This window comes from Nonomuraea sp. NPDC052265 (assembly GCF_044547985.1).
Classification (GTDB): domain Bacteria; phylum Actinomycetota; class Actinomycetes; order Streptosporangiales; family Streptosporangiaceae; genus Nonomuraea.
In genome coordinates this window covers 145,180-166,191 of the sequence record NZ_JBIUBJ010000013.1, presented here as the reverse complement: position 1 = coordinate 166,191, position 21,012 = coordinate 145,180, and the positions used below count along the sequence as shown (strand labels likewise).

At 72.5% G+C, this 21,012-nt stretch carries 17 protein-coding genes; 9 read left to right on the top strand and 8 right to left on the bottom strand.

The window, feature by feature from the left end; all coding sequences use genetic code 11:
* Nucleotides 1-2: 2 nt before the first annotated feature.
* Complete coding sequence (locus ACIHAD_RS32185) at nucleotides 3-860, bottom strand: alpha/beta hydrolase (RefSeq protein WP_397358449.1); 858 nt, start codon at nucleotides 858-860, stop codon at nucleotides 3-5.
* A gap of 66 nt (nucleotides 861-926) precedes the next feature.
* Between ACIHAD_RS32185 and ACIHAD_RS32180 the strand changes: the two genes are divergently transcribed.
* Nucleotides 927-1,613 (top strand): TetR/AcrR family transcriptional regulator, encoded by a 687-nt coding sequence (locus ACIHAD_RS32180; RefSeq protein WP_397358448.1) that lies wholly within the window; start codon nucleotides 927-929, stop codon nucleotides 1,611-1,613.
* On the opposite strand, the gene ACIHAD_RS32175 is transcribed toward ACIHAD_RS32180, so the two are convergent.
* The 3 genes from ACIHAD_RS32175 to ACIHAD_RS32165 all read right to left on the bottom strand — a co-directional run bounded on the left by ACIHAD_RS32175 (nucleotide 1,583) and on the right by ACIHAD_RS32165 (nucleotide 6,137).
* A complete protein-coding gene (locus ACIHAD_RS32175; RefSeq protein ID WP_397358447.1) occupies nucleotides 1,583-3,475 on the bottom strand; it encodes a hypothetical protein in 1,893 nt (630 codons plus the stop codon). The genes ACIHAD_RS32180 and ACIHAD_RS32175 overlap by 31 nt on opposite strands.
* 2 nt (nucleotides 3,476-3,477) lie before the next feature.
* Complete coding sequence (locus ACIHAD_RS32170) at nucleotides 3,478-5,058, bottom strand: hypothetical protein (protein ID WP_397358446.1); 1,581 nt, start codon at nucleotides 5,056-5,058, stop codon at nucleotides 3,478-3,480.
* A 68-nt stretch (nucleotides 5,059-5,126) separates the two neighbouring features.
* Nucleotides 5,127-6,137, bottom strand: a complete 1,011-nt coding sequence (locus tag ACIHAD_RS32165) for a LacI family DNA-binding transcriptional regulator (protein WP_397358445.1) — start codon at nucleotides 6,135-6,137, stop codon at nucleotides 5,127-5,129.
* A gap of 157 nt (nucleotides 6,138-6,294) precedes the next feature.
* Between ACIHAD_RS32165 and ACIHAD_RS32160 the strand changes: the two genes are divergently transcribed.
* Genes ACIHAD_RS32160 through ACIHAD_RS32140 form a run of 5 tightly spaced genes read left to right on the top strand, consistent with a single transcriptional unit; the run spans nucleotide 6,295 to nucleotide 12,842 of the window.
* Nucleotides 6,295-7,584: an ABC transporter substrate-binding protein gene (locus tag ACIHAD_RS32160; protein WP_397358444.1), complete on the top strand. Its 1,290-nt coding sequence runs from the start codon at nucleotides 6,295-6,297 to the stop codon at nucleotides 7,582-7,584.
* Nucleotides 7,578-8,432: a carbohydrate ABC transporter permease gene (locus ACIHAD_RS32155; protein WP_397358442.1), complete on the top strand. Its 855-nt coding sequence runs from the start codon at nucleotides 7,578-7,580 to the stop codon at nucleotides 8,430-8,432. The genes ACIHAD_RS32160 and ACIHAD_RS32155 overlap by 7 nt, the downstream gene beginning before the upstream one ends.
* The gene (locus tag ACIHAD_RS32150; protein ID WP_397358441.1) at nucleotides 8,429-9,247 is read left to right on the top strand and encodes a carbohydrate ABC transporter permease; all 819 of its coding nucleotides are present in this window, start codon (nucleotides 8,429-8,431) and stop codon (nucleotides 9,245-9,247) included. The genes ACIHAD_RS32155 and ACIHAD_RS32150 overlap by 4 nt, the downstream gene beginning before the upstream one ends.
* Nucleotides 9,244-10,233: a serine hydrolase domain-containing protein gene (locus tag ACIHAD_RS32145; RefSeq protein ID WP_397358440.1), complete on the top strand. Its 990-nt coding sequence runs from the start codon at nucleotides 9,244-9,246 to the stop codon at nucleotides 10,231-10,233. Before ACIHAD_RS32150 ends, ACIHAD_RS32145 begins: the two co-directional genes overlap by 4 nt.
* Nucleotides 10,230-12,842, top strand: coding sequence for a family 78 glycoside hydrolase catalytic domain (locus ACIHAD_RS32140; protein ID WP_397358439.1), 2,613 nt, complete (start codon nucleotides 10,230-10,232; stop codon nucleotides 12,840-12,842). The genes ACIHAD_RS32145 and ACIHAD_RS32140 overlap by 4 nt, the downstream gene beginning before the upstream one ends.
* Nucleotides 12,843-12,884: 42 nt before the next feature.
* On the opposite strand, the gene ACIHAD_RS32135 is transcribed toward ACIHAD_RS32140, so the two are convergent.
* The 4 genes from ACIHAD_RS32135 to ACIHAD_RS32120 form a co-directional block, all read right to left on the bottom strand.
* Nucleotides 12,885-13,151 carry a hypothetical protein gene (locus tag ACIHAD_RS32135; RefSeq protein ID WP_397358438.1) on the bottom strand — a complete coding sequence of 89 codons (267 nt, stop codon included), beginning with the start codon at nucleotides 13,149-13,151 and terminating at the stop codon, nucleotides 12,885-12,887.
* An 81-nt stretch (nucleotides 13,152-13,232) separates the two neighbouring features.
* Complete coding sequence (locus tag ACIHAD_RS32130; RefSeq protein ID WP_397358437.1) at nucleotides 13,233-14,315, bottom strand: hypothetical protein; 1,083 nt, start codon at nucleotides 14,313-14,315, stop codon at nucleotides 13,233-13,235.
* Nucleotides 14,316-14,415: 100 nt separating this feature from the next.
* Entirely contained in the window at nucleotides 14,416-14,616 is a 201-nt protein-coding gene (locus ACIHAD_RS32125; protein WP_397358436.1) for a hypothetical protein, read from the bottom strand.
* A 176-nt stretch (nucleotides 14,617-14,792) separates the two neighbouring features.
* Nucleotides 14,793-15,743: an acyl-CoA desaturase gene (locus tag ACIHAD_RS32120; protein WP_397358435.1), complete on the bottom strand. Its 951-nt coding sequence runs from the start codon at nucleotides 15,741-15,743 to the stop codon at nucleotides 14,793-14,795.
* A gap of 217 nt (nucleotides 15,744-15,960) precedes the next feature.
* Between ACIHAD_RS32120 and ACIHAD_RS32115 the strand changes: the two genes are divergently transcribed.
* From ACIHAD_RS32115 to ACIHAD_RS32105, 3 genes are read left to right on the top strand one after another with little or no spacing between them, the layout of a single operon-like run.
* Nucleotides 15,961-17,262 (top strand): cytochrome P450, encoded by a 1,302-nt coding sequence (locus ACIHAD_RS32115; RefSeq protein WP_397358434.1) that lies wholly within the window; start codon nucleotides 15,961-15,963, stop codon nucleotides 17,260-17,262.
* A 2-nt stretch (nucleotides 17,263-17,264) separates the two neighbouring features.
* On the top strand, nucleotides 17,265-18,845 hold the full coding sequence (locus tag ACIHAD_RS32110) for a peroxidase family protein (RefSeq protein ID WP_397358433.1): 1,581 nt from the start codon (nucleotides 17,265-17,267) through the stop codon (nucleotides 18,843-18,845).
* Complete coding sequence (locus ACIHAD_RS32105; protein WP_397358432.1) at nucleotides 18,842-21,007, top strand: hypothetical protein; 2,166 nt, start codon at nucleotides 18,842-18,844, stop codon at nucleotides 21,005-21,007. The genes ACIHAD_RS32110 and ACIHAD_RS32105 overlap by 4 nt, the downstream gene beginning before the upstream one ends.
* Nucleotides 21,008-21,012: the final 5 nt, after the last annotated feature.

Sequence of the window (21,012 nt, the reverse complement as noted above, 5' to 3'; positions counted from 1 at the left end):
TCCTAGGTGAGGTTCTTGAGTGCCTGGTTCTGCCAGGCGGTGTTGGTGGGGAGCTCGGGGGCGCCGCCGGCGAACGCCGCGCGGGCCTGGGCGTCGGCCTGGAGGCGGTACCTCAGCCAGGCGGTCACGTAGCCGAGGAAGCCCCCGCCGGTGTTCTGGATGTCGTTGTGCCCCGCGCCCTTGAGCAGCGCCCGGCCCGCTCCGGCGGTGGCCTGGTCGTAGTAGCCCTGGACGGTCCCGGCCGAGGAGATCAGCCAGTCGTCCGCGCCGCTGAGGAAGAGCACCGGGCAGGTCAGGGCGGCCACGGAGAACTCGTCTCCGGGGCTGGCCATCCACTGCGCGGGCACGGCGATCGGCACGACGGTCTTGATCAGCCCGGCGGAGTGGTTGGCCGCGTTGACGACGCCGCCCGCGCCCTGGGAGTGGCCGACGGCGCCGACCTGGGCGGTGTTCAGCTTGCCGTGGAAGACGCTGGCGGGGTCGGTGCCGAGGCTGACGAGGTGCTGGGCGGCGGCGAGGATCTCGGCGCCGGTGCCCGTGGTGGTGTCGGTGGAGGCGACCACCGCGAAGCCCCAGGAGGCCAGGTGGTTGAGCAGCCCCGGGTAGTTGTCGGGGGTGGCCCACGAGCCGTTGCCCCAGGTCACGATCGGGTGGGTGACGCCGCCCTCCCCCAGGTTGGACGGGTAGTAGAGCCGGTGGCCGCCCGAGGTGCCGGTGGTGACCGGCCACGGACCCGCCGCCTTGTAGGTCGTCTCGATGGTGGAGGCGGCGCCGGCCTCGGTGGTCCACGACAGGAATCCGGCCGACATGAGGCCGAGTGCCCCTGCCCGCAACGCCTGCCGACGGGTGAAGTTCTCCATGGTCACCTCGTGGGATATTTGGAGACGTGAACGTCTCCTAAGAGAGGGAAGTACGATCGGTGAGCGATGTCAAGAGATGAACAGAAGGAAGTTCCGGCGGTCCGGCCACTTCCCAGAGGGCGGCACGGGCTCTCCCCCGACACGGTGCGCGAGTCCCAGCGCGACCGCCTCGTGCAGGCCATGCTGCGGCTCGTCGCGAGGCGCGGCTACGCCGCCACGAGCGTGCCGGACGTGATCGCCGCCGCGCGCGTCTCGCGCAACGCCTTCTACGCCCAGTTCGCCGACAAGGAGGCGTGCTTCCTCGCCGGGTGCGAGCGCGACCTGCCCGACATGATCGACTCGATCCACGCGGCCGCCTCGGGGGCGGGCGACCGCTGGCGCGAGGCGCTCCGGCTGGGCATGGACGCCTACCTGAGCTGGTGGCAGGAGCGCCCGGAGTACGCGCAGGCGTACTTCGTGGAGTTGCCCAGGGCCGGTGAGCGGGCCGTCGAGCAGCGCGAGGCCGCCTACCGGCCCTTCCTCGACATGCTCGGGGCGCTGGCCGCGCGGGCCAGGCTGGAGGATCCCGCGCTGCCGCCGCTGCGCGCCACGATCCCCCGCCTGATCGTCTACGGGACCACCGAGTTCGTCGCCTCGGAGGTGCGCGCGGGCCGCGTCGCCGGCCTGACCTCGTCGGCCGGCGACCTCTGCCACTACACGGTCGCCCTGCTCGCGGGCCCCGATCACGGCATGGCGACCACCCCTTCCGCCTGAACCAGCCAGCCTTCGGGGAAGCATCCCTCCGCCGCCATGTGGGCGACGGCGGCCAGCAGGCCGCCGTTGCCCGGCAGGTAGAGGGGCAGCAGGCCGGGCCACTGGTGGTTGTGGCCGCCGGCCAGGTAGGTGTTCTTCGGGGCGTCCATCAGCAGCGCGTCCACGGCGGTGCCGGGCTCGCCGAGCCGGGCCGCGCACATGGCGAGCATCGGGAAGTCCCAGCCCCAGGTGCTCTCCCAGTCCCAGTCGGCGAGCACGTCGTGCAGGGTGGCGCGCATGGTCTCGGGGTCGATCAGCGGGGTGGGCGGCACGAACCCGAGCGCGCCGGTCATCGAGGGATGGTCGGTCCTGATCGTGTACGGCTCCACGCCGATGGCCGCGTAGACGCCGTCGCGCACCAGCGGCCGGGCCAGGCCGTCCAGCACCCGCGCCCACTCCGGGTCGGGGCCGAGGCCGAGCAGGTCCCGCCACCGCTGGGCCGTCTCCAGCCCCCACCACCAGTAGGCCAGCTCGAACGTGGGATCGCGCACCGACCGCCTGGACTCGTGGTACGACTCCTGCGCCGGGACCAGCGGCGGCCCCAGATGCCCGCCGCCCGCGAACGAGGCCATGAACTCGGCCGTCTCGAACACCAGGTCCCGGTACTCCTCCAGCGCCCCCGGCCGGGCCCGGCGGAGCAGCTCGGCGAAGTAGATCAGGTGCGGCTGCTGCCAGACGATGAAGGCGCCGATCTCGCTCGGGCTCTCCCTGCCCTCCGGCCCCACCTGCTTGGGCCAGCGGGCGCCGCGGAAACCCTGCCGCGCGGCCGTGGCCCTGGCCCGCGGCAGGATCGAGCGGTACCACGGCAGGCTCCGCTCCAGCAGCTCCGGCCTGCCCCACAGGGCGAAGTGGGCGGCGTGCCACCAGTGCATCTCCAGGTGGAACTTGCCGCTCCAGGAGTTGACGGCCAGCCCGGTCTCCTGCGGCGGGGTGGTGCCCGCGCAGTTGACCGCGGTGAGGTACTGCGAGAGCACGACCCGGCGTTCGAGCTCGGGCGCCCGGGGGTCGGCGCTGCCGTCGAAGCTCACCGCTCCCCCGCTCGTCCAGAACCGCTCCCAGTGGGCGGCGGCGGCCGTACGGACCTCGGAGAAGGACGGCAGGGCGGCGCCGACCGGGTGGCGGGCGAACTCGACGACGAGCTCCAGCTCCTCGCCCTGGATCAGGTACACGTGCGGGCCGGGCGAGGTGAGCCGCGCCGGTCCCGTCCACTCGGCCGCCACGTGGTAGCGGTCCTGGTCCAGGACGCGGGTGAAGTCGCAGCGCGAGCCACGCCGCGTGTACGTCGTGGTGTGCCTGTCGGGTTTGTCCCAGTCGGCGGTGGTGTGCCAGCCGTCGCTGGCGTAGGGGAAGGCGATCCTGATCCCCGTGCCGCCCACGACGCGGACGGCCAGCAGGTCCCGCTCGGGATGACAGACCGTCTCCACCTCGTACGGCAGGCCGCCCAGCTCGAAGGAGCTGGACAGCGCGCCGGTCCACAGGTCGAGGGTCTGCGCCGACCGGCCGAGGGTGGCGCTCTCGCCGGCGTCGAGGCCGATCCGCCCGAGATGCAGGCGGTGCGGGTTCACGTGCAGCCAGCCCCCCGCCTCGGTGGCGGGGTACAGGTCCGGATAGCCGACGCCGTCGTAGTCGGTGAGCGCGTCCTCCAGCACGTGGCCCTTGGGGTTGGGCATCGTGTGCCAGCCCCACTGCGCCTGCGTGCCCAGCGGCTCGAAGGTCTGCAGCCCGGTGGCGTCGGCGGTGAAGGCGAACTCCCCGTTGCCCACGGTGAGCGGGCACCCGGCGTCGGCGACGGTGTGCCGGCGCACGAGTGCCCTTCTGTCCACGCTCACGCACACCCCGGCGTGCCGGAGGCGCGCTGCTGGCGCATGGCGGTCACGTCGCCCGCGACGTCCGACTGGGCCATCGGGCCGAGGTCGAGCACGACGTCGGTGAAGGCGAGCGACGCCTTGCGCATCACCGGCAGGTCGATCGCCTCGGCGCCGAACTGCGGCGAGAACAGCGTCTTGGGCGCGGCGATGGGCGCGATGACGGGCAGCAGGTGCTGGTTGTACGGCGTGCCCTCGCCGCCGAAGCTGCAGTGGCGCGGCACCGTGGCGAGGTCGGCGGCCGACAGGCCCTTGAGGATCGCGGTGCGCCGCACGTCCCGGTACTCGATGTGGCCCTTGACGAGCTCGCGCAGCGGCGTGCTCTCACTGACGGGGACCCACAGCAGCTCGGTGAGGGTGGGGCTGGCGACGAGCTGCTTGCCCGGCAGGCCGTTCGGCCTGGCGACCGCGTCGTAGCGCTTGGCGCCGAGGTGTTCGAGCACGACGACGGAGGAGACCTTGCCCTGGTCGTACTCGGCGTCGAGCTGGGCGGCGAGCTGGCCCGCGCCGCCCTCGCGGACGTCGGGACCGGTCAGGTGCTGGTAGAGGTGACCGGTCACGAACGCGAACTGCACGGTCCGCGGACGGCACTCCACCGGCAGCGACGACAGGTAGCGGGCCATCTCGATCATGGTGAGCGGGCCGTTGTCCCACACCGGGCTCATGCCGTCGGTGTGGCTCTCCACGACGATCTTCTGGGCGTTCCCGCCGGGCAGCGTGGCGAGCAGGGTCCGGGTGGTCGTCGGCGTCCAGGCGGCGTTCACGGTCAGCGCGGCCTGGACCGGCTGCCCGGCGGCCAGCGCGTCCTTGATCTGCTTGCCCTGGTCGGCGCCGACGTACGCGCCGGGCACGCCGTACGGCAGGCCCTCGTAGGGCGCGTACATGCCCTGGATCTGGGCGTGCGGGAGCTGGCTGATCTCGATCACGCCCAGCGCGCCCGCGGCGGCGGCGGCCTTGAGGTCGGCGTCGGCCGCGGCGGGGGCCTCCATCGACTCCGAGCCGAGCAGGTTGATCGTGAGGCCCGGGTCGTACATGGAGTAGCCGAGGGTGGGCGGATAGAACAGCAGGTTGGGCACGCTGGTCCAGGGCAGGTCCCGGACGACGATCTTCCCGGCGGCGTTGGCCGCGGTGATGTTCGTCCCCGCGGCCAGGTGGACGAGCGGCGCCGAGACGCCGCCCGCGCCGGTGGAGGAGGAGAACGGCACGGGGGCCGCGACCTGCACGGACGTGCCGCCGACGGTCAGGCCGGTGCCGAGGCTGTCCCAGCGGTCGATGGCGTAGGGCAGGGAGGAGAGCTGGAGGCCGGGGATGGCCGCCATTTCCTGCTCCAGCCAGTCGACGTAGCCGGCGTGCGCGGCCGAGCCGGTCGGCCGGGGCCCGAACGTCTTCTGCTGCCCGGCCAGGGTGCCCAGGCGGGCCTCGGAGGCGAAGGCGGCGGGGTCGACCCGGGCCGGGCAGGTGACCGCGGCCGGCCGGGCGAAGGCCGGTTGCGCGGGCGCGACCAGCGGGAGGAGAAGGGCTAGGAGAGCGAGTCGTCTCACGTGGGGGTCCTTCCATCGAATCGTTTTAATGCATGGTCCGCGGCAGTCCCCCGACGTGCGGCCGGCCCTCAGAGGCGAGGTGGTCCCGTGGTTCCGCGGACGATCAGCGTGGGCGACACCGACGACGCCACCGATCGTGTGCGTCCCTCGATGCGCTCGACGAGCAGGCGCGCGGCGGTCGCCCCGATCACCCGTCCGTCCTGGTCGACGCTGGTGAGCGAGACGCGTTTGAGCGAGGCGATGCCGATGTTGTCGTATCCGGCGACGGAGAGGTCCTCCGGCACCGACAGGCCCGCCTCGTCGGCGGCGCGTAGTACGCCGAGCGCCGCGATGTCGGCCCCGGCGAAGATCGCGGTGGGCCGGTCGTCGCGGGCGAGCAGTTCCCGCGCGCCCTCGAAGCCGCCCTCCTCGGTGAAGGAGGTGGCCAGCACGTCGTCGGCGAGCCCGTGGGCGCGCATCGCCTGGCGGTAGCCTTCGGCGCGCACCATGTGCGGCAGCCCCTGGGCGCGGGCCCGCTCCAGGTGGGTGATGTGCGCGATCCGGGTGTGCCCGAGCCCGACCAGGTGGTCGACCACGAGCCGGGCCCCCATCACGTCGTCGTCGACGACCGCGTCGTAGGCCGCGGCGCCGCCGTGCCTGCCCACCACGACGACCGGGACGGCCGCCGCGATGGCGGCGAGTTCGGCGTCCGTCATGACCGGTGAGATCAGGATGAGGCCGTCCATGCTCCGGTCGATCATGGCGTCGGTCATCCTGGCCTGCGTCTTGGGCTCGATCCCGCCGGGCCCGAGCAGCACCTGGTACTCGGTGTCGCCCAGCCGGCCGGTGATGCCCTCGATGATGTCGGGGAAGAACGGGTTGCGGGTGTCGGAGAGCAGGACGCCGAGGGTGTAGGTGCGCCCTCGCAGGGCGCGGGCCGCGGCGTGCGGGCGGTAGCCCAGCTCGTCGATGGCCTGCGTCACCTTGGCCTGCATCTCCGCGCTCACGCCGTAGGCCCCGCGTACCACCTTGGACACGGCGGCCGTGGAAACCCCGGCCCGCCTGGCCACATCGGCGATCGTCACCCGTCCGCTCGTCACACGCCGTCCTTCATGTGTCCCTGTAGAACGAACTACACATTTACTGAGAGCAGAGGCTAACCCCCTACTACTCCTCAGGTCCACCCCTTGACGGACGTTTCTGGCATGCCGTAGAACGTTCTACACAAATCTCCCCCACATGAACAGGAGCACGAGCGTGAGAGCACCAACTCGTCCGCTCGGCGCGGCGCTCGGCGCCGTCCTCGCCCTGTCCCTCTCCGGCTGCGGATCCTCCGCCCCCGAGGGGACCGGTCAGGTGAAGCTGACCATCTGGCACAACAGCGCGGACCCGGCGCCGCTGCTGGAGATGTACAAGAAGTTCGAGAAGCAGTCCGGCCACAAGGTCGAGCTCGTGTCGATCCCGTCCGACGGCTTCGAGGACACCACCCAGACCAAGTGGGCCACCGGCGACCGCCCGGACGTCCTTGAGTACCACGCGACGGTGAGCGGCCTGCTCGCCCTCAACCCGGCCGAGAACCTGCGCGACCTGACCGGCGAGGCCTACATCGCCAGGTCCGGCGACCTCTACCAGGCCGCCGGGTCCGTCAACGGCAAGGTCTACGCCGCCATCACCGGCTTCCCCCAGGTCTTCGGCCTCTACTACAACAAGAAGGTCTTCACCGAGGCCGGGCTGACCCCGCCCACCAGCTTCGCCGAACTCGCCACCGCCTGCCCCAAGCTCAAGGCCGCCGGTGTCACGCCGGTCTTCGAGTCGGGCGGGTCGATCTGGCCGGTGCAGATCCTGCCCATCCTCTACCTGGCCGGCGCCAACCAGGCCAACGCGTACGGCAAGGCCATCGCGGGCCACAGCAGCACGCTGGCCGACCCCGGCTCGCCGTTCGTCGCCGGCCTGACCGCCTACGCCAAGCTCAAGGCCGACGGCTGCTTCAACAAGGACATCGTCACCGCCAAGTTCGAGGACTCCATGAAGGCCCTCGTGACCGGCAAGGCCGCCATGGTCGCCCAGCACTCCGACATGCTCCCGGCCCTCCTCGCGGCCGCCGGCGGCGACCAGAAGGCCGTGGACGAGTCCGTCGGCTTCGTCGGCCTGTCGAGCGACAAGCCGCTGGTGACGTACGCGCCCGGCCCGATCGGCACGTTCTACCTGCCCAAGACCGGTGACGCGGCGCGGGAGAAGGCGTCGCTCGACTTCGTGCGCTTCATGACCGGCCCGGCCTACGCCGAGTACATCGCCGCGTCCAAGACCTTCCCCGTGCTCAAGGACGTGCCCGACCCGCAGGGCGTCTCCTCCGTGCTCCAGGACGTCAAGAAGGCGTACGACACCGGCGCCGTCATCGCCTTCAACTCCGACATCCCCGGCATGGGCGGCCTGGCGCAGCTCATGTCCGAGCTGATCGCCGGGCAGAAGGATCCGCAGAAGGCGGCGACCCAGCTCCAGGGCCAGGTCGAGCAGGCGGCCAAGGCGGCAGGGCTGCCCGGATGGTGATGCGGAACAGGGCGGCCTGGCTGCCGTGGGCCCTGCCCGCGATCGTGCTGGTCGCGGTCTTCTTCGTCGCCCCGTTCCTGCTCAACGTCCGGTTCGCGTTCTCCTCCTGGACGAGCTTCCGGGCCGAGATCACCTGGAACGGGCTGGAGAACGTCCGCACGCTGATCGACCAGGACCTGCTGGCCAACGCGGTCACCGTGACCGTGCTGTACGCGATCCTGTGCATGGCGATCCAGAACACCGTCAGCCTCTCGCTGGCCCTGGCCCTCCAGCGGACCAGCCGGATCAACACCGTCTTCCGCTCGGCGTTCTTCCTGCCGACGCTCATCTCGCCGCTGGCCGCCGGATACATCTGGCGCGGCCTGCTGGCCCCCGACGGGGCGGTCAACTCCTTCCTCGGCATCGAGTGGGCGTGGCTGGGCGAACCGTCCACCGCGCTGGTGGTGGTCGCGTTCATCGACGCGTGGAAGTGGAGCGGGCTGATCACCCTCGTCTACATCGCGGGCCTCAACTCCATCCCGCAGGCGCTGCTGGAGTCGGCGACCGTGGACGGGGCCGGCCCGTGGACCCGGCTCCGGCGGGTGGTGTTCCCGATGCTCGCCCCGGCGCTGACCTTCAACGTGGCGGTCACGCTGGTGGGCGCGCTCAGCGCGTACGACGTGATCGCCGCCACCACCGGCGGCGGGCCCGGCGACCACACGCGGGCACTGAACGTGGTGATGCGCCAGCAGTGGGGACAGGGCTTCTTCGGCTCGGCCAGCGCGCTGGGGTTCACCGTGACGCTGCTGGTGATCGCCACCGCCGTGCCCCTGGTGTGGTGGCTGCGACGCAGGGAGGTGACGGGATGAGAGCGGCACTCAAGTACGCGGCGCTGACGCTCTTCGCGATCCCGTGGGTGCTCGTGCCCGTGTGGCTCGTGGTCGTCAACTCCTTCAAGCCCGCGGGCGAGGCCGCCGAACTCGGCCTCGGCCTGCCCAGGACGTGGGCGATCGCCGAGAACTACGGCATCGTGCTCGACCGGGGCGGCTACCTGACCGGGCTGCTCAACAGCCTCAAGGTGACCGTGCCGATCGTGGTGGCCGTGGTGCTCCTCGGCGCGGCGGCGGCGTGGGCGTTCGGGCGCAGCCGGTCGCGGTGGCTGCAGGCGGCCTACTTCGTGATGGGCCTGTCGATCCTGCTGCCGCCGTCGATCATCCCGACCGTCTACCTGCTGCGCGCCCTGTCGCTGGACGGCGGCTCGCTCGGCTACGTGCTGACGATGACCGGCTCCCGCCTGGGCATCGTGATCTTCCTGGCGACCGGCTTCGTCCGGGCCTTCCCTCAGGACCTGGAGCACGCCGCCGCCATCGACGGCGCCTCGCGCCCGCAGGTGTTCGTCCGCATCCTGCTGCCCCTGCTGCGGCCGGTGCTGTTCGTCGGCGGCGTGATCCTGATCATCAACGTCTGGAACGACTTCTTCTTCGCCCTCTTCCTGCTCCAGGGCAGCGCGAACGCCACGCTGCCGCTGAGCCTGTTCCAGTTCGCCTCCGGCACCCTGCAGAGCCTGAACTGGAACCTCGTCTTCGCCCACGTCCTGCTCACCACACTGCCCCTCGTGGCGGTGTACGTCGTCGCGCAGAAGCGCGTCCTGGCCGGCCTCACGGAAGGTGCACTGAAGGGATGACCACGCACGACATCGCGCTCGACTGGGTCAGGCGCGAGATCAAGGAGGGACGGCTGCCGTGCGCGGTGTTCGGCGCCGCCACCTCCGACGGGATCCAGGTGCTGGAGGCGTTCGGCGCGCACGACGGCCGCGCGACCAGGACCGAGGACCACTTCGCGCTGTTCTCGGTGACCAAGCCGCTGATGGGGCTGCTCGCCCTGCGTCAGGTCGAGCGCGGGCTGCTGTCGCTGCGCCGCCCGCTGCGGGACGCGCTGCCGAACTTCCCGCGGCCCGACGTGACGCTCTGGCACCTGCTCACCCACACCAGCGGCATCGCCGAGCAGACGCTCACCCCCGACGACCTGCTGGAGCACCTCGTCACCGCGCCGGCGATGTTCGAGGCGGGCACGCTCAGCCACTACTCCAACCTGGCCTTCGCCGGGATCGCGGAGATGGTCCGCGACGTCACGGGCCGCGACGTGGCCGACCTGATCGACTCCGACCTGAACACGCTGGTGCCGGGCGGCGGGCGGATCACGTTCGACCCGGCGTGCGAGGCGGCCGAGGTGCACGGCGTCGAACTGCTCGGGCCCGGCTTCGACTTCGACGCGTTCGTCCGGCTGCGCCACCCGGCGGGGGCGCTGTTCTCCCGCGCCGAGGACCTCCTGGCGCTGGGCGGGGCGCTGCTGCGCGGCGACCGCTCGCTGATCCACCCGACCACCCTGGCCGCCATGACGACCCCGCAGACGACGGGCCTGGTCAAGCTGCAGCCCGACCCGGTCAACGCCGGGCAGGACTGGGGCCTGACCTGGAACCTGCGCCACTCGGCCCCCGGGCTGCTCGAACGGCGGCTGTACGGGCACGGCGGCGCCTCGGGCTGCCAGTGGTGGATGTACCCGGAGCAGGACGCGTGCTTCGTGCTGCTGATCAACGTGATGGCGCCGAGCCTGTACGGCGTCGACGTCGACGGTCTGCACAACGCCTTCACCACCGGGCTCGATGCGTGAACCGGGAATCGGGGGTGCAGGTCTCGGGCGCGCAGACGCCCTACATCCGTTCGGCCCCGTCCGGCCCGCGGGCGGGTCTGACGTGCGGTCTGGCGGATCCGGTGGGCGTGGACGAGCCGTCGCCCCGGCTGTCGTGGGACGCGCGGCTGACCGAGGAGGCCACCGTGGTGGTGGCCGCGGACGGGCGCGAGGTGTGGCGGTCGTCCGTGCCCGCCGGAGCGCACGGCGTGGACGTGCCGGATGAGCTGCTGGCGGCGCTGACGCCGTACACGTGGCGGGTGGAGGGCCAGGCGACCGGCGCGTTCACCACGGGCCTGCGGGCGCGCGGCGAGTGGGACGCTCCCTGGCTGCCGGGCGACGACCGGGCGGCGGTGGGCCTGCGCGGGTCGTTCACGTGGCGTCCCGCTCCGGGACGCGCCTGGCTGGCCGCCACCGCACTGGGCGTCTACCGGGCCCTGCTCAACGGGGCACGGCTGGGCGGGGAGGAGCTGGCCCCCGGCTGGACCGACTACGGCCACCGCACCCGCTACCGGCTGCTGGAGCTCACCGACCTGCTCGTGCCCGGCGAGAACGAGCTGGAGCTGTGGCTGGCTCCCGGCTGGTACGCCGGTCACGTCGCCGGCGGCGGCCCCCGCCGCTACGGCGACCGGCCCGCCGCCAGCGCCCAGGTGCTCGTCCGGGACGACGACGGCCTGCGCCGCGTGTTCGCCACGGACGCGTCCTGGACCCGGCGGGACCTCGGCCGGCCGCGCGCCGACCTGGTGATGGGCGAGACCGTCCAGGCGCCTTCCACGCAGACCGGACCGGCCGGGACGGTGGCCGTCCCGCGGATCCTGGTGGAGGCCGACCCCGCTCCCCCGGTGCGGGTGATCGGCACGGTGCCCGCCGTGTCCGTGACCGAGCCCGTGCCGGGCGTCCAGGTGGCCGACTTCGGGCGGAACGTCGTCGGCCGGATTCGGCTGCGCGTCGAGGCGCCGGGGCCCGTACGGATCGTGGTGCGGCACGGGGAGGAACTGACCGCGACCGGGCGGCTCTACACCGACAACCTGCGCACCGCGGAGCAGCGTGACGAGTTCGTCCTCGGCCCCGGCCCGCACGTCGTGGAGCCGGCGTTCACCCTGCACGGGTTCCGCTACGCGGAGGTCACCGGCTGGCCCGGCGCGCTGCGGCCGGACGACCTGGAGGCGGTGCTGCTGTCGTCCGCGCTCGCCGTCACCGGCTCGCTGACCGTGAGCGACCCCGCCGTACGGCAGCTCGTCGCCAACATCGGCGCGTCGGCGGACGGCAACCTGGTCAGCGTGCCGACCGACTGCCCGCAGCGCGACGAGCGGACCGGCTGGACGGCCGACATCTCGGTGTTCGGCTCGACGCTCAGCTTCCTGCGGCACACGCAGGCGTTCCTGTCCGGCTGGGTCACGACGCTGATCGACGGGCAGCGGGCCGACGGCGCGGTCCCGCACGTCGCGCCGGTCCTGCCCGAGTACGGATACGACTCCCCCGTGTGGTCCGACGCGCTGGTCGAGGTGCCGTGGCTGCTGTGGCGTCGCTACGGCGACGACCGCACGCTGCGCCGCGCGTACGACCCGATGCGGCGGTGGGCCGACTACTGCCTGGCCCAGTCCGAGGACGGCGTCAGACCGGGCAGGGCGCTGGGCGACTGGCTGGCCCCCGGCACGGTCGAGACGCCCAAGAGCCTCATCGCCACCGCCGCCCTGGCCCGCACCCTCCGCCTGGTCGCGCACGCGGCCGACGTGCTCGGCGAGCCGCACGCCCCCGAGTACGGCGAGGCGTTCACCCGCGTGTCGGACGCCTTCCGGCGGGCCTTCCTCAACGGCCCGAGGCTGCACACCGAGACGCAGACGGGCTACGCCGTCGCCCTGGCCTGGGACCTGGTCCCGCCCGAGGACCGGGCCGCGTCGGCGCAGGCGCTGGCCGACCTGGTCCGCGCCGGCGGGCACCGGCTCATGACGGGCTTCGTCGGCACCCCCCTGCTGCTGCCCGTGTTGTCGGAGACCGGCCACCACGACCTGGCGTGCCGGATCTTCAACCAGGAGGGCTACCCGTCCTGGCGTTACCAGCTCCGCGCCGGGGCGACGACCATGTGGGAGCGCTGGGACGCCTGGCATCACCGGCACGGCCTGCAGACTCCCGCCATGAACTCCTTCAACCACTACGCCTACGGCTGCGTGGGCGACTGGCTGTTCCGGCACGTGGCGGGCCTGGGCGACGACCCGCGCGGGACGGGCGGCGGCTTCGGCGAGCTGCTGCTGCGTCCCGGCCCCGTCCCGCTGCTGCGGCAGGCGCACGCCCGCTACGACAGCGCGTCGGGGACCGTCGAGTCGGGCTGGCGGGCCGGGCCGGACGGGGTCCAGTTCACCTTCGCCGTACCGGAGGGCGTGACCGCCCGCGCGGTGCTGCCCGTACGCGGCGCGTGGGACGGGATGGCCGTCAACGGCACCTTCCTCATGGGCCTCGGCGAGCAGTTGCCGACCACCAGACTGGCCGACGGGGGCTGCGCCCTGAACCTGCCGCCGGGCCGCTGGTCGTTCACGGCCCCCGCCGCGGCCACGTCCCACCTGCTCCAGGAGTGGGACGACCTGGGCCGGTGAGCCGGACCGGCGCCGCGCACGGGCGCACGGCGTCCACGGACGTCAGCCCGCGAGGTCGCCGAGCCAGCGCAGCGCGGTCAGGCTCGGCATGAAGCCGTACTCGCCGCCACGCGTGACGACGAACCGTGGCAGGGACTCCAGGCGCCGCCGTACGGGACGCCGGGGGATGGTGAAGTCGCCGGAGCCGTCCGCGGAACCGGTCAGGGGATCCCTGGCCGGGCCCGCGCCGAAGAAGACGCCGTCGTTCATCCATTCGGTCTGGACGAACTCGAACTGCCGCCCCAGATGGGCTCCGACGAAGGCGAACATCAGCCCCCGGTCGGCGCCGTCGTCGTCCAGGACGCCGTCGGGCAGCGGCGGCCCGTAGCCCGTAGACGGTGCCGCGCCTGATCATGCGGTGCAGCCTCGGGACTCCGGCCACCGCCGCGTCCCGAGGGTTGGCCCGGCGGATGTGGCAGCCGCCGGGGGTGGTGAAGCCCGCGGGGTCGTCCCGCTGGTAGAGGAAGGCGTTGCGGCGCGCGGCGTCGGCGCCGAGGCCGGGGTCGTCGTGGAGCGGGCAGAGCGCGAGCGGCGCGCCGCTGCGCCAGCGCCCCATGATCTTCGCGGCCAGCAGTTCCTCGTCCTCCGGGCCGGTGGCGTTGTCCCTGAGGTAGCGCCGGAACAGCGCGACCCGCTGGTGAAGCTTGCGGAAGGCCACGTAGGTGCCGTTGCGTCCGAGTACGTCGGGTTGCGGGGCCTGGGTGCCGCCGAGCTCGTCGGGGTGGTCACGGCGTAGTGGGGAAGGTGCATGTGGAAGTTGAAGTGGGACACCCCTTCCAGCCACCCCCGGGTGTCCAGGTCCCTGGCGATGGTCAGCGGGGCGTTCCTGCCCACGTCCGTCACCGCGGGACGCAGCCCGTAACGGTTCTCCACCGGCACGCCCAGCCCCGCCATCAGCGACCGGGTGTACCTGCCGAAGCGCTGCCGGCGGGGTACGAGCGCGTCGCCGTGATGGTGGTACTCCACGTCGCGCACCGCCAGGTCGTCGCTCGCGCCGACGTCGTGGTGCGGTCCCAGAGCCAGGCAGGTCCCTTCCCGGGTGAGGAACTCGCGCAGCGCCTCGATCTCCGCGGGCGTGGCCTCCTGCCCGGTGATCATGTGATCCAGTCCCCACACGAACAGGGTGTCGGTGTCGGCCAGCACCCGCTCGTCCAGCGGGGTGTGGAATCCGGCCTGGTCGACGCGCTGGTACACGGGCACCGGGTATCCGGTGGCCTCGTGGACGAACCGCTGGAAGGGCAGCCAGCCCCAGAAGAACAGTTCCAGGCCGCCCGCGATGCCCTGCTGGAAGCGCATGGGGTCGGACCACTGCGGGTCCTCGTAGGCCGGCCACTGGACGCGGCGCACCTCGGTCATCGTGGAGAACCGGTTGTCGAGCACGGTCACGTCCCGGCCCGCTTCGGCCGGGTAGCTCCATGCGACGTAGATGCTCACCCGCCGCCGTCCGGGGCGTACGGGCGTGGCACGTGGTTCTGGTTGTAGGTGCGTGCCGTCTTCGGCTCACTCATCTGATCTCCTGCGCCGTCCGCGGCCGTCACTGCAACTGGTCGAGCATTTCCGACAGGGCGCTCTTGACCCGCAGCGCCTTCTTGATCTCGTCGGCGGTGACGTACGGGTACTCGCCGTACTCGATGAAGCTCGGGCAGTGATGCGCGCGGACGAACCTGACGAACGCCTCGGGGTTGGTCTTCCAGTCCTCGGGGAAACCTTCGAGGTTCTCGAAGACCGTGTTCACCCCGCCCTGGTGAACAGCGCGATGGCGTCTTCGGTGTACTTGTCGAAGTCGGTGTCGAAGAGCCGTCCTCTCCACCGTCGTGCTCATGGGAGGAGGGCTGAAGCAACCTGACTGACGTCATCCTCCCATGGCGCGGCGCCGGGTCGCGGTATCACACGCGAACGCCGGCCGCCGTGTCATCGCGGGGAGTCGGGGACGTGCTCGGCGCGACGGGCCGTCAGGCGGTCGGGGGCCGGCCAGCGTACGCCGTGGGCCCACCCCGCCCGCTCGAACCAGCGGATCAGCCGCGCACTGGGGTCGAACTGGCCCTTGAGCACGCCGTGCCGGGCGCAGGCGGGCTCCACGTGGTGCCAGTTGTGCCAGCCCTCGCCGAGCGTCAGCATCGCCACCCACCACACGTTCGACGAACGGTCCCTGGTGCGGAACGGACGGTCGCCGAAGGTGTGGGCGATCGAGTTCACCGACCAGGTGACGTGGTGCACCACGGCGTAGCGGACCAGGCCGCCCCACAGGAGCCCGCTCCACGCGCCCGACCACGACATCGACCACAACCCGCCGGCGGCGGCCGGCAGCGCGAGCGACAACAGGACGACCGCCGGGTAGGCGGCGTCGAACCGGCGCACGTCCGGGTCGGCCAGCAGGTCCGGCACCCAGTGCCGGCGGCTGGAGCGCCGGCGGGCCGTGTAGAACCAGCCGATGTGGGCGTGCAGCATGCCGCGCAGCAGCGCCGGGCCGCTGTCGCCGTAGCGCCAGGGCGAGTGCGGGTCGCCTTCGCGGTCGGCGTACTTGTGGTGGCGGCGGTGCTCGGCGGCCCACAGCGTGAGCGGCCCCTCGACGGCCATGCCGCCGGCCAGCATGAGCGCGATCCGCAGCGCCCGGTTGGCCTTGAAGGCGCGGTGGGTGAACAGCCGGTGGTAGCCGATGGCGATCCCGAAGATGCTCACCAGGTACATCACGACCGCGATCACCAGGTCGCCGGGGCCGATTCCCCAGCCCCAGGCGGCCGGCACCGCGAGGGCCAGCAGCAGCACGGGCAGGACGACCAGGACGACCAGATAGGCGGTGCGGCGGCCGGTGGTGACCGTCACCGTCTCCGCCGTGCCCGGCTGCGGCATGGGTGACGTCACGTTTCCTCCCATGAGCGGTACAGGACGATCAGGCTCCTTATTCAATGACCAGGCTCATGGACTGCGGCAATGTCCCGACAGTGACGGAGTGATTACCGTGGGGCACCAAAACACTGCACTCCCTCGTCATGAAGAAAGGGTGTGACGCATCCCTAGATTGTGATTGCGCATCGTGATCATCCCTGTGCGCTCCGATATCAGGCGGAAGGTCCACGCAATGGGTGCTGTCGATCAGGCGACGACGGGCGGCTATCTGGAGAGGTACGACGAGGCCCTGGCCAGGGACCCGATCTCCGCGTTCGGCCTGGTCCGGGAGTGGATGCGGACCGACTGGCGGAGCCTGTTCGCCGAGCTGCGCGAGCGGCGTCCCGTCTTCGTCACCCCCGCCTTCACGGTCGTGACCCGCTTCGCCGACGTCGCCGAGGTGCTCTCCCACGAGCAGGTCTTCTCCGTACGCGCCTTCGGCCCACGACTCGACGCCGCGCTGGGCGCCCCCTTCATGCTGGGCAGGGACGCCACGCCGATGAACTGGCGGGAGAAGGGCCTGATGCGGCTCATGCTCGCCCCGGAGGACGCGGCCGGCGTGCGCGAGCTGACCGGCCGCCTCGCCGACGAGCTGCTCGACGCCGCCTGGCCCGGCGGGCGCGTCGAGGCGGTCCACGACTTGTTCCGCCCGGTCGCCCTCGGCGTGTGCGCGCGCTACTTCGGCGTGCCCGGCCCCGATCCGCGGACCCTGGGCCGGTGGACGCGGGCGATCGTCGCCGACGGCTTCGCCAACTTCCTCGGCGATCCCGAGCTCCAGGTGGCGTCCGTCAAGGCGGGCACCGAGCTGGTCGGACACCTGCGCGACCGCCTCGCCGAGCACCGCGCCGCGCTGCGCGCCGGAGCGGACCTCCCCGACGACGTCTTCACCCGCCTGGTCCGGTCCTCCCTGCCCGCCGGGGCCGGCGTGACCGACGACCGCATCGTGATCAACATGGCCGGGCTGCCGCTGGGCTTCGTGGAGAGCGCGCCGGGGGCCATGGTCGAGGCGGTCGAGCAGCTCCTGCTGCGCCCGGGGGTGCTCGCCGAGGCCGCGGCCGTCGCCGCGGACCCCGAACGGTTCGATCCGTACGTCTGGGAGGCGCTGCGGTTCAGCCCGTTCTTCAAGCTGCTTCCCCGGCTGTGCGAGCGCGACCATGTGCTGGCCGCCGGCACCCCGCGCGCCACGGCGATCCCCGCGGGCACGTTCGTGCTGGCGGCGCCGGCCTCGGCCATGTTCGACGCGGCCGTGGTGCCGGAGCCCGGCGAGTTCCGCCTCGACCGTCCCCGCCACCATCAGCTGTTCTTCGGGGCCGGTCATCACGCCTGCCTCGGCGTGCACGTGGCCGGGGTGGTGATCGCCGAGACCGTACGCCGCCTGCTGCTGCGTCCCGGCGTACGGCTGCTCCCGCCGCCGGCCGGACGCGTGGAGCGGACGCTCGGCATCTTCCCCGACGCCTTCGCCCTCGGGCTCGGCACCGACGCGCGGGAGGGCTGACGATGGCGGCGACCCGAGCACGCAGCATCGCCACGGACGGCCTCTCCAACCGGCTCAGGTTCCTGGCCCTGACCAACGGCCGGCCGCTCTGGGACCTGCTGCAGAGCAGCCGGCCGGTCCGGCGCCGGATCAACGCCTCGCTGATCGACCACGCGATCCGCGAGATGCCGCCGCGCCCCGAGCCGCTGAGCACCATGGCCGACTACACCTCGTGGGCCTCCTTGACCGACCGCACCTACAGCGGCCGGCACCTGCCCCCGGTCGCCGCCGCCGAAGGGAGGCTGCCCAGCGCCGAGAGGGCCGCCGACCTGTTCACCCGGGGCGAGTCCATGATTCCCTGCCCGCGTTCCACGGTGCTCTTCGCGTACTTCGCCCAATGGTTCACCGACGGTTTCCTGCGCGGCGACGTCAACGTCCCGCGCGACCCGCGCAAGAACAGCTCCAACCACCACATCGACCTCAACCAGGTCTACGGCCTCGACGAGGCGGCGACCGCCGCGCTGCGCACGTTCGACGGCGGGCTGCTCAAGAGCCGGACCGTCAACGGCGGCGAGTTCCCGCCCTACCTGTGCGAGAACGGCAAGATCAAGCCGGAGTTCGCCCCGCTGCGCGTCATCCGCTTCGAGCACCTGTCCGACGCGCGACGCGACACGCTGTTCGCCACCGGCAGCGACCGGGGCAACGGCCAGATCGGCTTCACCATGCTCACGGTGCTGTTCCTGCGCGAGCACAACAGGGTGGCCCGCCTGCTCGCCATGGAGAATCCGCGCTGGGACGACGAGCGGCTGTTCCAGACGGCCCGCAACATCCTCATCGTGCTGCTGATCAAACTGGTCGTCGAGGAGTACATCAACCACATCACCCCCTACCACTTCCGGTTCACCCTCGACCCGTGGTTGTCGGCGAGGCTTGACCGCGCGGCCTGGCACCGGCAGAACTGGGCCTCGGTGGAGTTCAACCTCGTCTACCGCTGGCACAGCCTGGTCCCGTCCCGCCTGTCGGTGGCCGGGCGCGAGCTGCCGATGGCCGAGACGTTCTTCGCCGGTGACCTGATCCCCGAGCCCGGCCTGGGGCGGCTGTTCGAGGACGCCTCCCGCCAGAGGGCCGGTCGCATCGGCCTGTTCAACACCGATCCCGTCCTGCGTGAGATCGACGTGGCCAGCATCGCCGACTCCAGGGCGCTCGGCCTGGCGCCCTACAACGGCTACCGCGAGCACTGCCGCTTCCCCGCGGTGCCCACCTTCGAGCAGATCTCCGGCGATCGGCGGGTCAGCGGCGCGCTGCGCGAGCTCTACCGCGACGTCGACGACGTCGACCTGTACGTCGGGCTGTTCGCCGAGGAACCCGGCTCCCCCGAGGCGATCCTGCCTCCGCTGCTGACCAAGATCATCGCCATCGACGCGTTCTCCCAGGCGCTCACCAACCCGCTGCTGGCTCCACGGATCTTCAACGCCGCCACGTTCTCCCCCCAGGGCCTGCGGATCATCGCGGCCACCCGCACGCTGTCGGACGTCCTGCGCCGCAACACGCCGGAGGACCCGGCGCCCCGCCTCGTCAGCATGTCCCGGCGGACCCGGCCGTGACCGGCCACGACGATCCGGCCGCCGGACCCCTGCGCGCCCTGGCCCGGGAGCTGGTGGACGTCGCGGTCACGATCCAGGACGCGGCGGCGCACGCCACGGCCGCGCTGACCGACGACGCGCTGCTGCGCGCCCTGCCGCGCGCTCCCTCGGCGGCCCCGCCCGCCTACCGCGCGCTGCTCCGCGCCACGACGAACCGCCGGGGCCTCGGGTACTCCTTCACCGGCGGCCGGCTGGCCACCGCGGCCGCCAAGGCCGGCGCCATGCTGGGGGCCGAGAGCCTGGCCGTCCGGGTGCTGGCCACGTCGCTGCGGTTGCGCGTGGCGGCCGTGGCGGTCACGCATCCCGAGCTGACCGGCGACCCCATGATCGTCCGGCTCATCGACGCGGCCGCCGCCGACCGCGACCTGGAGGCCGTCCGGGCCCTGCGCGCGCTGCTCAAGGACCGCGGCGCGGTGCGCGCGCTCAGCCAGCTCGCCCCGGTCTTCGGCGAGGTCCTGGCGCTGCGCGCGCTGCTGGACGAGAACCCGCTCAACGACGCCGCCGCCTGGCTAATCGCGACAGGAAGGGGTTTCGCCACCGCCGATCCGATCATCGGCGTGAGCAACAGGGCGATCGCCGTCCTCGACGTCGGGGAGGGCGCCGCGCGCCGCGTTGAGCTGAGCGCGGCCGAGTCGGCCCGGCTGTGCACGCGCGGGTCGCTGCTCGCCTTCCTGGCCAACATCAGCACGATCGGCACCACCGGGCGGGCCCTCATCCAGAGCGTCGAAGGCCCCGACGGCGTGATCCGTCACGTCCTCCACGCGCCGGGCATGCGCATGGGACGTCCCGACGGCGAGTCGCCCCAGGACCTGCTCGGTGCGTTCAGCAGCGCGGTCCTGGCCGGCAGCCCCTACAGCCGGGCCCTGGCCGAGGCCGTCGCCGACTACGGGCCGCCGCCCGGCGCCGAACTCGCGCTCGTCGGGCACAGCGCGGGCGGGGCGGCGATCATGAACCTGGCGCAGGACCCCGCCTTCTGCGCCCGGCACACGGTCACGCACGCCGTCGCCGTCGGGTCGCCCGTCGACTTCAAGCAGCCCGCCGACCCGCGCACCTGGGTGGCCAGCATCACCAACCAGCACGACATCATCCCCACCCTCGACGGGCAGGGCGCCGGCACCTGCTTCGACCTGCACCCCGACTGGTACGTGGTGGACTACTGCGATTCCACCCACCTGTTCCCGCAGTGTCACAGCATCGAGCGCTACCTCGCCAACATCACCGACGACCTGCCCGAGGCTCGCGATCTCATCGAGGAGCGGCTCGCGCCGTTCCGGGGGCGGGTCGTGCGTTCCCAGGCGTACCTGCTGTTCGACCGGCCGCCCGACCCGGCGGAGTTCCCCTTCCTGACCGTGCCCACCCGCGCCGTGGACGGTCTGGAGGGGGCCGTCGAGCTGCCGATCAGGTGCGGCGACGGCGACGCGCTCACGGCGTACTTCGCCGTCGGCGCGGCGGCGGCGGCCGGGCTGCTGGAGGGCACGGGGCTCGGTCCCGCCGTACAGGTGGCGGGGCGGGCGCTGGTCGCCGTGCACGCCGCCTTGAACCGGCACACCAGCGCGGGCGGCTACGCGGAGTTGCAGGTGGGCGTGGTCGTGCCCGGCCCGTTCCGTTCTCCCACCCGGTCCGGCCTGCTGGGGCGCGGCTCCCGCCTTCTCGGCCGGCCCGACCTGCTGCGGGCGGCGGACCTGCGCCGCTCCGGCAGCTTCCTCGTCGGCTCGGCGGTGGACAGCGCGGCCGTCCGGGACCTGGGGTCGCGGTTGTGGGGCGGCGAGACGTACCTGACACCTCTGGAGCTGCGGCTCGGCGCCCGGTCCGCGCACGTCGCCGCCGGCCGGATCCTCACCCTGCGCGGGCGGCTCGGTCCCGGTCTGCCGCTGAACGATCCCGGCCTGGTCGGCTACGCGGGCGAGGCCGGCGCCGTGCTGCGGTCCTGCGTACGGGCCCGCGGGCGGGCCCGGCTGCACGCGGCGCCGTCACTGCGGCTGGCCGTCGAGCCGCGGTCGGACCACCCGCTGGCCGACCGGCTCCGCGAGCTGGCGCTCGACGGCGCCCGCCCGCTGCTGTGCCTGTCGGCCACCACCCGCCAGACGCTCCGGGACGCCGCCGTCCCGGAGCCGCAGGGCTGACGGAG